Origin of the sequence: Pseudalkalibacillus sp. JSM 102089 (genome assembly GCF_041366475.1) — a bacterium.
Taxonomy (GTDB): domain Bacteria; phylum Bacillota; class Bacilli; order Bacillales; family Guptibacillaceae; genus Guptibacillus; species Guptibacillus hwajinpoensis_B.
In genome coordinates, this window is sequence record NZ_JBEWYW010000002.1 from 403,147 (window position 1) to 415,810 (window position 12,664).

5 protein-coding genes are annotated in these 12,664 nt (G+C 43.0%); all 5 read right to left on the bottom strand.

Annotation, left to right across the window (positions count from 1 at the left end):
- Positions 1 to 146: 146 nt before the first annotated feature.
- Positions 147 to 4,127, bottom strand: a complete 3,981-nt coding sequence (locus ABVF21_RS06590; RefSeq protein ID WP_371017815.1) for a cell wall-binding repeat-containing protein — start codon at positions 4,125 to 4,127, stop codon at positions 147 to 149.
- 521 nt (positions 4,128 to 4,648) lie between these two features.
- A complete protein-coding gene (locus tag ABVF21_RS06595; RefSeq protein ID WP_371017816.1) occupies positions 4,649 to 5,527 on the bottom strand; it encodes a DNA-processing protein DprA in 879 nt (292 codons plus the stop codon).
- Between the two features lie 52 nt (positions 5,528 to 5,579).
- On the bottom strand, positions 5,580 to 6,197 hold the full coding sequence (locus ABVF21_RS06600) for a transposase (RefSeq protein ID WP_371017817.1): 618 nt from the start codon (positions 6,195 to 6,197) through the stop codon (positions 5,580 to 5,582).
- 344 nt (positions 6,198 to 6,541) lie between these two features.
- Positions 6,542 to 12,055, bottom strand: coding sequence for an alpha amylase N-terminal ig-like domain-containing protein (locus ABVF21_RS06605; RefSeq protein WP_371017818.1), 5,514 nt, complete (start codon positions 12,053 to 12,055; stop codon positions 6,542 to 6,544).
- A gap of 178 nt (positions 12,056 to 12,233) precedes the next feature.
- The gene (gloA2, locus tag ABVF21_RS06610) at positions 12,234 to 12,620 is read right to left on the bottom strand and encodes an SMU1112c/YaeR family gloxylase I-like metalloprotein (protein ID WP_371017819.1); all 387 of its coding nucleotides are present in this window, start codon (positions 12,618 to 12,620) and stop codon (positions 12,234 to 12,236) included.
- Positions 12,621 to 12,664 lie beyond the last annotated feature (44 nt).

The window sequence follows — 12,664 nt, forward strand, 5'->3', positions numbered from 1 at the left end:
TCGGAATGTCTCCGCGATTTTCATTATATACTAGACTACTAGGTGAATGGTCCTTTTTGTCACAATAATTAACATATTCAAAACATTACTTTATAACTAGTTTCATAGAAAAGGAGAAGGCGGAGAATTCCCGCCTTTTTCTCACTTTAGTTGTTCTTTAGTTCATTCATTACGTCGTCGCTAATAGCATTCGTGCCACCAAGGATGTGGAAGTTGTGCATGTCATTTTCGTTAATGGCTTCAGCAATTTTCTCTGGAACTTTATCTTTCTTAACAAGCAGGATTGCTGCATCTTCTTTCGCAGCAAGAACTGAACCAGCAAGCGCATCAGCAAACTTCATTCCTGTTGCTACTATAGCTGTGTCTGCATCTGGTGTTAGAGCGGTTGCAATCGTTGCTGATGTTGCATAGCGGTCATCTCCGCTAATTCGAACGGCATTGGAAAGACTGTCTACAACCTTTTCACTGATTGCACTTTTTCCACCAACGACAATTTGCTCGTCTGTTGTGTTTAATATTTTCTTAGACACAGCAGGAAGCTTGTCGTTATCCGTTAGTACGATTGGATAGCCATTTTTGGCTGCATATGACGCAACAGATAGGGCATCTGGGAAGTTAAAGGCATTCGCCAGGATCGATTTTTCAGGTGTCCCGTCAAGCTTCGCTGCAATGTTCACAGCTGTTTCGTAACGCGTTTCTCCTCCGATACGATCCACTTTTAGACCAAGACCTTTTAGTTCATATTCCGTGTATGAAGAAATCGCTGACGTACCGCCAAGGATGATCGCTTTTTTCGCGCCTAAACGTTCGATTTCTTTCTTCACGGCTGGATTTAGCTTATTCTGTTCAGTTAAAAGAATCGGTGCATCGTATTTGTACGCAAGCGGTGCTCCTGCAAGTGCATCCGGGAACTCATCGCCTCTTGCAATCACTACTGTGTCAGCACTTTCCCATCCTTTTTTCGAAATTTCTACTGCTGTTTCATAACGTGTTTCTCCTGAAGTCCGATCTACGTTGTTTTCCATTTGAATCTTAACGAGCATTGGATCGTGGTCACTTGCACGACCATCTGCTTCACTAAAATCAGAGTTAATGTTAATGCTATCAACCATCGTGCGTTTTGCTAGATTATTCGTTACTAGAATATGATCAAGCACCTGAGCGTTACCCTGATAGTTATAGCTGTAACGTTGCTCCTTTGGAAGCTCCTTGATCATATTCGTTAGAACATCACCTTCAAGCGTTTCGATTGGCTTAGAGAATTCAAAGTCATTCAAATCACCAAGCACAACAACATTCGCTTGATCCATGTTCGTTACAACATCGTTCACGAAGCCGTTTACGATTGATGCCTGTTTCACACGTTGAACTTCACTTCCAAGAACAACAGGATGATCAGCACCAAATAGTGCGCCATCTCCGCCTTTAGAGTTGAAATGGTTCGCAACTACAACAACTTTCTCACCGTTAAATTCAAACTCTGCTGCAAGTGGTTTACGAGAATCTTCGAACGCTTCGTTAGTTGGATCGATACGACCCGGGTTAAGCGTTAGACCATTTTCATCCACGCTAACAGAAGTTGTTGCATCGCCAGATTTTTTCTCTGGGAAATCAACGCGATCTGAGTTGTAGATGAACCCTACGCGGATGTTTCCACCAGGCTGTCCGCCGTCTGTTTTATCTGCTGGAGCAATATCCGCAAATTTGTACGTTGGTCCGCCGGCATCTTCAATTGCTTTAATGATTGTTTGATACGATTCGCTTGCATCTGTTGTACCATCATCTGTTGGGCCGTTGTTGTCCTGAACTTCGATTAAGCCGATGATGTCTGGTGTTTTCATATTTTTTACGATTGATTCAGCAATTTTGCCTGTTTTGCTTTCGCCAACACCAGAATAGTAGTTTTCAATATTATAAGAAGCAACAGTTAGATCGCCTTCTGATGACTCCATCTTCGTTACTTCACGTTCTGTATTACCATCAATCACGGATGGGAATGTGCCCGTTGGACGGATTTTGAAATTACTGTAATCGTAGCTCACGATTCCAGTGACGGAGCCATCGAGACGATCACCAGTCGTTACGTCAATATCAATACCATCAACGTCAATTAAGAGACGTTCAGGGTTCGGATCTTCTGCAGTAAGCAGCAGTCCGTTTGCACGAGTAAGAAATTGATCTTCACTTGTGTTTACGTATACAGGAAGCTCATCGTATTTCACCGGCCCTGTTACGTTTGCATCCGGAATCTCAATAAGCATTCCTTCAAGGCTTTCATAAAAGTCCAGTCCATCTGTTTCAGGATCAAAAGATTTCATTTCGTCATCTTCTACGATTTCAGTTGGAGGCGTGCGGTCTGTTCCGATTACGATCGCTTCTGGCAATGTGTTATCGGAAGAAGCAACTGTAATGGAAGAGGCAGTAATTTGAGTAGTGAGAAGGTCTTTCGCGTCACTATAACCACCTTCTTTATACTCTTTCACCTGACCGTCTACTTCTACTTTGTCGCCAACGTTTACGCCAGCGCCGCCGCTTTTGTAAACATAGATTCCTTCTGAAGTGGCGGTGCTCTCGTCGGGATTTTCTTCTTGCATGTAGAAGGCGTTATTGCCGTCTTTTGCCGTAACGATCCCAGCGATTTTCGTAACAGCCATTCCTTCATAAGGAGAAGTGTGGTCTGAACCTTGAATTTCGTGAATGCTAATGCCATCAGCAGACTTTAAAACAGTGTAATCAAAAGTGGCGACTTCACTTAATTTATTGTCTTTGACTGCTACGGCTTTAATCGTTGTATCTTCAGTTAGTTCAATTGGCGCTGTGTATTCTGTGCTTTCAGCTGTCGGTTCGCTACCATCTGTTGTGTAATGAACCGTCGCACCTTCTTCTGCTGTCGCAAGCTTCACCATCGTGCCTTCAATAACAGATCCTGATGCAGGATTTGCCGTTACTGAGAAAGCTGTTTCGATAACGTCAGCTGCGCTTCGAGGTACGAGTTTGTATTCGTTATAGTTGTAATCAATAACACCTTTAAGAATTTCATAGGTTTTACCTACTTCAAGTAGAGACTTATTTGTTGGTTTAATGATAAATTCACCTGAAGCGTCTTCAGCAGTGAAGTTACCATTGCCATCGACTGACTTAACAGTGACATCATTAAATTGAGTGAATGCAGCTTCATGCTGTTCACCGTTATCTTTGGAAAGATCAGTGGATATGAGTGACTGAGGGGACGGGATACCTTTGTCTTCCGTTGTGATGGCTACATTAGAGGCACTAGTTTGTACTTGCTGCATGCCATAATAATCTGACATGGCCCCTTCTACAGTTACTTCATCACCTGGTTGAGCCGTAATGCCTGCAGCACGCACAATAATGGCAGCAGTCTCATCCTGGATAAACAGGTTCGTTTGGCCGCCAGTTTCAAAGGATGCTGTGGCAATGCCTTTTATTTTCACTTGTGTACCGTTTTCTACTTTTCTAGCATCAGTGATTGTTGAGAGTTCGATAGGTTCTGGATCTGGGTCTGGAGCTGTGCCGTCAGATTGGTGGGCACCGAGGTAGTCAGTCGTGTCTTTTGCATATTGAGTCCATTCTTTCGTAATGTCTACTGCATCAGTAGTATCTGTATCACCAGATATAACTGAACCTTTACGAACAAGCGTCATATCTTTCGCAAAATCGCCAGCTGAACCAATTTGGCCAATAGAATCAATAACAGTGTCTGTTTTTTTGAGGACAACAACATCATTTCCGTTAAAATTAACGACGGATTGATTTGTTACATCAGCCTGATCTAAAATTGACTGATTGGATTTTTCGTGGGCAAGTACAAAGACTTCTCCAGCGGCAAGCTTACCTTCTAATGGTAAAGAATATTGTGGAGTGGTCTCCCCATTGGAGTAAAGTTCAAGAGTGTAGTTTGCTAAATCAATTTCATTTTCTGTTCCATTGTAAAGTTCAAGCGCTTTGTTGAAGCTCCCGCCTTCAATGTATTCTGAAATGATTAAGTCCTGAAATGTGTCTTCAGCTGCTGAAGCATACTGAGAAACAGGAACCGCGAAAAAGCTAAGAACCATTGAAAATATTAGCGCAAAGCTAATAAAACGACTGGTTGACCTTCGTTTCAAATTTCATCCCCCCGGATATGTAGTCGAATTTTGGTGATGATACCACCAATTGTCAGTATACAATAACTTTTGACCCAGATGTGTAAAAATAGCGTAAATTGTCTAAATTTAGATGACGCTTTCATTTTGTGAAAGGGGGTCAGGCGCGAGCCTGACCCCCTTCACATACAAAACCACTGTTCTCGCTGGTTTTGTCCGCGCTCACGGGACAACAATTGTTCCTTGAAAACTCTTTATTTCATTTTTCGCACTGTAAAGAAACGGTGAAATTAATATATAACGATAGATTTCATTCTTCTTTACTCTTTCATTTTCTGCTCACATACTAGTCTAAAGAACTAGTTTTGATCACAAAGAAAAACCACCCTATCGATGGCTCGATTGGATGGTTAAGAGGCAGGTTTATCTTCTTCTTTCTTACACCTCTTCCCTGATGGGTTGGATCCATCATGCTCTAGTCGGGGGAGATGATCTTGAAGATCCTTGAGGGATCATTACACGTTAGTCTAGCGAGGAGTATACTAGTTTGGTGACTCAAGAGTATATGGGTTTTCTAATTCGTTTTCAATTGAATGAAAATCAATATAAGGACGTATACCTTGCTTCATTAGACAGTTTGTCCCCTGCCTAAATCGAGCATCATTGCTATTGAAAACAGAGACGTTTCTTGCTTGCTTCCGCGCAAAATGAGCTGTCGTCATAGCACCACTTTTCACTTTAGCTTCCATAATCACGACATGACTTGACCATGCACTGATTAACGCATTTCGCTGAATAAATTGCTTTGGTGTAGGTGCTGTGCCAGGTGGATACTGCGATATGACAGCGCCTTCAATTGATATTGCTTCGAAGAGCGAGCGGTGCTCTTTCGGGTAACAAGTATCAACTCCATTTGCAACAAAAGCAATCGGTTGCCCACAATTTGCGAGGCAGGCAGTGTGAGCAGCATGATCGATTCCTTTAGCGAGACCACTAATAACAGGGATGTTCAGGCTTGAGAGTTTGGTGGATAACTCTTTCGCAGCACGTCGCGCCTGATTAGAACAAGAACGGGAACCAACTATTGCGACAGAAGGTAAGCTTGGCTTGATATGACCTTTGTAATATAAGAGAACGGGCGATTCAGGAACATTTTTTGCATATACAGGGTAAAGCGGGTCATCTCGGGGTAATAGCCAGATCTCCTTTTGCTGAACAAGTTCGAGAACGCGCTTTGGTTTCTCAAGTGAACGGGTAGCCATTATTGCTTCGCGTGCAAGGCGAGAGATTCCACGGACATTCTGGAGTTCAGAGAGAGAGGCATCATAGACTCGTTCAGGAGTTCCGAAAGCGGTCAACAGCTTTTTTTGTGTCACCGGACCCACATGCGGAATCGAACTTAGCCAGATCCAGCGCTCCATTCGTTCACTTCTCTTTCGTGATTAATTTTTATGGCGGGATCTTTTCCCATCGTTACTCTGGAAGTTTGGAGAGCACATACACTTTGCTACCTTTTCGCTCTAGCCATTGTTTAACAAGGTCTGGTGGTGTTGAGGGTTCACTATTCTCGACATAACGCTGGTAAGCTTCCCGGGAAGGTTCCTGAAATAGTGAGAGTATGTAATCTGGGGAAGCGTGTGGATTCTTGCGATCAGAAATGTACGCACGATAACTGCTCCACATATAGTCCGCTGGCTTTACTACCATACGAGCTTTAACTGGATTAAGGTGGATGTATTTACTCACGTCAATTTCATAATCAATCGAATCGAGAAGTTCAGCGAAATAGCGACCTTGAAAGACATGTCCTGTGTACTCATATTTGTCGTTGAAATATCTTGCATAGTTGGAGTTGATTACTTTCATGATTTCACCAGGGGGATGATCGAAGGTTTCGATGGAGAGATGCACATGGTTAGTCATGAGACAGTATGCGTGTAGGCGAAACGGAAAAACGAGACGAGCTTGTTCTAAAAGTAATAAGTACTTCAGACGATCAATACGCTCTTCAAAAAGTGGTCCTTTTCGATTCCCTCGACAGATAATATGGTACTTAGCACCAGGGAACCAATTGCGTTTCTTACGAGCCATTCGAATTGCTCCTTTAGTAAGGAAAATGGGGAATTTCTACCATATCGGGGTTAATAATTGTAGTATACCACCTTTCAAGAATTTGGGAATAGTTAATTTGTAAATTATTCAGAAATATTTTTTAATTCACTTGAAGGAAAATGAGGGGGGAGGTAATAGGCGTGAATGAGGGGGACAGGTACGTACTTAACCCCCTCATTCCCCTCCTACCGTTCAACCCTACCCACTATAGGTTCAATACAATGGGAGAGACATTTGCATTAAAAAAGTGTCCACCTGCGGCGGACACTTTTTGGTGTTTTGTCTGTTAATGGGGTCAGGCGCGAGCCTGACCCCATTAAGCATTATTTCAATCCCTCAACCACATCATCACTAACCGCATTGACTCCACCTAAAATAGTGTACGTATCTGCTTTTAGTTCTTCCATGGCTTCAGATGTTTCAGAAGGCAATTCATCTGGCTTTACAAGAAGCATCGCCGCCTCTTGTTTAGCAGCTAGAACGGAACCTGTTAACGCATCAGCAAAGTCCATGCCTGTTGCGATGAACACGTGCTGAGATGGGTTAAGTTCAGTTGCTATTGACGCCGCTGTACCAAAACGATTTTCACCTGCATAGCGCTTCGCATCCGGTAGCTTGCTGAACGCTTTCTCACTAACCACTGCTTCACCACCAGCGACGATCGCCTGGTCGACACTGCGAAGGGCTACTTCCGTTGCTTTTGGCACAACGTCCTGCTTTGTAAACAGAATTGGATAACCATTTTCTGCTGCGTAAGATGCCGCAGAAAGGGCATCAGGGAAGTTCATTCCACTTGCTACGACAGCTTTATCAGGGTTACCACCAAGACTCGCCTGGATATTAGCAGCTGTTTCGAAACGATCATCTCCATAGATTCGTTTCACTTTCAAATCGAGTCCTTCTAACTGATAAGCGATAAATTTCGGTACGGCTGATATCCCGCCAAGAATAATCGCTTTCTCCGCACCAAGGCGCTTAATTTCGCTTATGACCGATTTCTCAAGCCCCTTTTCACGCGTTAAAAGAATAGGTGCATCTAATTTATACGCGAGTGGTGCCCCAGCTAGCGCATCTGCAAAGTTATCTCCTCGTGCAATAACAACAGTATCCGCTTCATCCCAGCCTTCTTTTGAGATCTCAACAGCTGTATCATAGCGATTATCTCCAAATATTCTCACTGGTTCCTTCGATTCCGCTTCACCAGCATCAGATGTTACTTTCCACGTATATTTCTTCGTATTCTTTCCAATCGCTCCACCATCGTTATTGAAAATCTTAGATTTATTTTCGTCAGATGGTTCAATTGTAATTGGTATTTCATTTTCACCATTTACTAGCTTTACTTCATGTGTGAACGTCATATCTTCATTCACTTTTACTTTCTCACCATTAATTGTTAGGTTTCCTTCTTTGATCGCATTTCCTTTAAAAGTTACCGTATCGCCTTCCACGACGGCACCATTTTCAGGAGAGTTTACGACAACGGGCATATCGATCCAACGGAAAATTTCATCTTGTACAACCATTTTATTACTGCCCTGGTTCGTTACCGTCACTTTAAGATCTGTACCTTCTGCTCCGTAACCATAGAAGCTGACGTCATCATCAGACTTATCATTACGCGTATGGTCGGCAAGTCCTTCCTGATCCCATGACTCCCCTTTTACATATTTGTACGTTAAGACCGTTCCTTCTGGGAAAGATTTTTGTAGTTCCCAATCCGGTGATACCGCTCCATTACGAGACATTTCCCATGCACTTGTACTCCACCCATTTTGATCACCAGGCATCGTTACTTTTGCGCTAAGCGGTGTATCGTCAGGCGCATGCACTTTAAATGTTACGTCTACCATCACAATATCCGGAGTTACCGTTACTTTATTAGAAGCGGTTTGATTTCCAGCTTTGTCATACGCTACGATGCGATAGGTGTACGCTTTGCCGTTCTCAACAGCGAAGTCGGTGTACGTCACTGCTTCTGCATTATCTAGAAGTTCAACCGTTTGACTATCCCGCTCAACCGCTAATAAGTAAGGGTTGTCTGCTCCTTCAAGTGCCCAGTTTAATGTTACCTGTCCAGATTCCTTTAACGGCTCTTCAAGCTTCACAGCATCTGCAGGGGCCTTCGTATCATCCTGATTTTGAGAGAACGTGACTTCTTCTGTATTCGTTGTTTTCCACGTAGCCCCACGGTCAGTTGAAAAAGCTAGTCGGTAAGCGTATGTTCCTTTCTCAATTGGGCGGAATTCCGCTTTAAATCCATTAGCCTCTTCTTCCTGTCCTGTGTAAGTCGCTTTAGACTCTTGCCACTCACCGTCACGCTTCACTTGAAGTTTTCCAATTAATCCTTCTGCAAGACCTGATTCCGTTGCGCCATCTATTTTCACACTGGCTTCGATTGCGAAAGTGTTTGATAGATCCAACACTTGATCATCAATGACTGAAACTGAAGAAATTTCGTATTTTCCTTCTTTCCACTCGATGTGCGGAATCGTCGGTTCCTTCGTTTCCACTTTTACCGATTCATTGCCATCCTCATCGATCGCCGTCACGGCAAAAAAGTAAGCTTGGCCATTAGTTAATCCATCAACGGTAAGTTCCTTGTCTTCCGATACACTCACTTCTTCATACATCGCCCCTTGTAGCGTTGAGCGATACACTTTGTATTTCGCTGCATCACCTGTCCAAGAAAGGGTTGCGTTTCCTTCTCCAGCAGAAGCTTTCAAGTCGCTAGCCGCTTTTGGTCGCTCAAAATTCTGACCTTCATTAGCAATTAGCATGCGGCCAGTCATCGCAGGAATCGTTACCGAAACCTTACCATCCTTCACCGTTACGCTGTCATCTTTCGCGAGTCCATCTGTAAATGAAATGTTGTTTTTCACAACTTCCTTCACATTTAGTTCGATCGTTTGCGCCTTGGTACCGCGGTTCACTGCAATGATTGCTGCACCGTCATCATTCGTACGAGCAAAAGCATAGACATCCCCGTCTGCATGCAGGGTTGTGAGCTTCCCGTATGCAAGAAGATCTGCATTTTCAGTACGAACAGCTCCTGCAGCTTGATAGTGCTTTACTAACTCTGCATTTTCATCTCCCCAAGGATACGTGCGACGATCATCAGGGTCTTTAGAACCCGTTACACCAGCTTCATCACCGGAATAAATCGTTGGGGCACCTGGGTAACCCATTTGCAGAACCGCAGCTAGCTTTAAGCGCTGCACGCCAAGCTCGTGATCGTAATTCGGATCAAACTCAGCTCGTTCATACGTGTCAGTTCCGCCACCAAGTACATAAATTGCACGAGGCGTATCGTGAGATCCCATTAAATTCATGAGCGCATGAAACGCCTCATCAGGGTAATCCTCCTGTACTGCCATCAACTTCTCATCTGTACTTGCTGCATTCCCATTTTTCAAGAAATCAAGAATAGCACCTTCAAAACGATAGTTCATCACGGAATCATATTGATCACCTAGGAAGTATTTTGATGCATCATCCCAGATCTCACCTAGAATCAGCGGCTCTTCCCCATCCTTCAGCGTTGCTCCGGCACCGGCCATTTCTTCAGATTTCAATTCATCACGGAACTCACGCCAGAATTCCATATCGACTTCATTCGCGACATCAAGGCGCCATCCGGAAGCCCCATTTGTTAACCATGATTTTGATGCAGAATCTTTGTCATACATAATGTAATCAGAGAATTTCTCATTGTTTAACTCACTATCATAATCAACTGCATCTCCTTCAACGCTTTTGATTTCAGGAAGAGAATCATATCCCCACCACGCCTGATAGTCGTAGCGTTCCTTCCCATTTTCATCCTTCACTTTTTCATTTTTGATATTAAACCAGTTATGAAAGCCATATTCGTCATTAAACGTTTGGCCTTCTTTTTCAAGCTGTTTTCGTGCTTCTACTTTCGCATCTTTTTCACTCATGCCCTCGTTATTCATTAGGTCATAAATACGAGACCAATATTCATAAGCCCCAACGACATCGTACTTACCATAGCGATCAAAGTAGATGGAGTCATCCCCAACATGATTAAATACGCCATCCATAATCAGGTGCATGTCACGTTTTTCAAGTTCATCGGTAAATGCTTTAAATTCCTCAGGTGTTCCAAACATTGGATCAGTCGTTTTCCAATCCGTTGCATCATATTTATGATTTGATGCTGCCTTAGCAATTGGATTTAAATAAAGGGTATTTACACCAAGGGATTGAATATAATCAAGCTTCTTTTGAATGCCTTCGATATCCCCACCAAAGAAATCGTTACTCCATATCTTATCTCCATCATAATCTGCACTGTCCGATAGCCTTGGATTATCGGGAAGCTCTCCCCACTCCTGGTGCTCAATTGGTTCATGACCACGTGCGGTTTCCTTCGCATCATCGTTTTCTTCATTTCCATTATTAAATCGATCAGGGAAAATTTGATACACCACAGCTTCTTTCATCCAGTCTGGCGTTTCGTATCCTGGATCGAAGACCGTTAATTGATAAAGTTCAGCATTCGTATCAACTGCTTTTCCAACCGCTCCTTGCTTCGTATCTTCTCCATACTCCGCTTTTGCTGAACCATCACGCACGATAAATTTATAGCCGTAAAGTCCTTTTTCTTCAGGCGTTACTTTCGCTTCCCAAAAATCTTTCCCATCATTGGTGGCTGCCTTCTCCATTGAGATCAGTTTGCTTGTACCCGTATTTTGATTCTTGATGTAGAGGTCGGCTTTCGCTACATCATCTTTCTTTGCTGCTAGACGTAGCGTTACCGTCTTTCCTTCTTTCACAGCGCCAAATGGAGCACGATAAGCTTCTTCCCATGAGTTATGTAGAAGACTCGCCTTATTTACTGCACCATCTGACCCTTCAGCACTATAATCTGTGCTTACTTCTTTTGAATCGGCATTGAAAAAGAACGTGACGTCTGCCTTTTCAATGACGTTCAACTTTGCATTCTCTGCTGGATAATCGTCTCCCCATTTATCGCCAAGCACCACTTTATACTCATAATTCCCTTTTGGTACGCTTGTCTTAAAGGAATAGACATTATCAAATTGATCATCAGTCAGAAGCGCTGTTGACTGATCAGGGCTCCACTCTGCTCCTGCATCAATGGCAGGCTGGATCGAGCCAACAAGTCTAGGTGATTTTTCTTTTAGAGGTGTGTAAGTAGTTGAATCTGCAATCGCATGTGTTCCATCATGATAATAAAACGTTACTTTTGTTTTCTCATCCAGTGTTAATTTAAGATTGTTTCCACCATCACCATAGCTCTCTCCCCAAGATTGATTGATCGCTATTTTATATTCATAACTCCCTGCTGGAAGTTCACCAGAGAATTCATAAAATCCTCCTCCCATGGCTTCCATCTTTGTTTCCTCAGCTGTTGGATCCCATTCCTTTGAAGCACCGAGCTCGTCCTGCAAATCGCCAACAAGGGTGACAATTCGTTCGTCTTTCACCTCGCCAATCGTAAAGGTACTATTATCGCCACCATTTGGATTTAAAGGATCTTTCATCCATTCATCTCCCACGATAAATTTGTACTGATGAAGTCCATCGGATAGACCATCTATCGTTAACTCCCAGACGTCATCTACCTTCTCGAGTGGAAGTGCCCCTTCCTGCCAATTTGTAAAATCACCTGCAACAAGGACCGATTCTTCGCTCCCATCTCCTTCATAAATAAACGTAGCTGATGATCCGTCTATGAGAGGACTAACTGCTGCCGCTTTCACTGCTCCAGGAATAGCTCCAGCAAGCAATTGAATCAACAGAACGACGACGAGTGACAGTGAAAATCTCCTTCGATTACCCCTTTTCATCCTTTTCCCCCTTGAAAATACGATTAGTGAAACCGTTTGCACAAAACCGTAAATTTTAGGAAACCGTTTGCAGTTATAAATAAAAAATAAGCTAACTGTTCCAAATCCCAGCAAACGCTTTCACGATCTATTTTGCCACAGGATTTGGAAGTAATCAACTTATTTTTAGAAAATTTCATTATTTTTCGTACAGCTCGATCGGTAGACCATCCGGATCACTGAAAAAGGTGAACCGCTTCATTGTGAGCTCATCTACTCTTACATCTTCAATAGAAGATACTCCTCTTTCTGTTAGATGAATAACGGTCTTATCAAGGTCTAATACTTCAAAAGCGATATGTCTTAATCCCATTGCTTCAGGATAGTTTGGTCTCTCTGGCGCATTCGGGAATGAAAATAATTCAATTCTCGTATGATCTCCGACGGCAAGATCAAGTTTGTATGAGTTTCGTTCTTCTCTGTAAGTTTCTTCGATAACCTTAAGACCGAGTGTACCTACATAGAACTCCTTTGATTTTTCGTAATCTCCACATATAATCGCAACATGGTGCACTTTAGTAAACATCTGCTTCACCTCAACCTAAACGATAAGCTGACAAATGAGCTTCG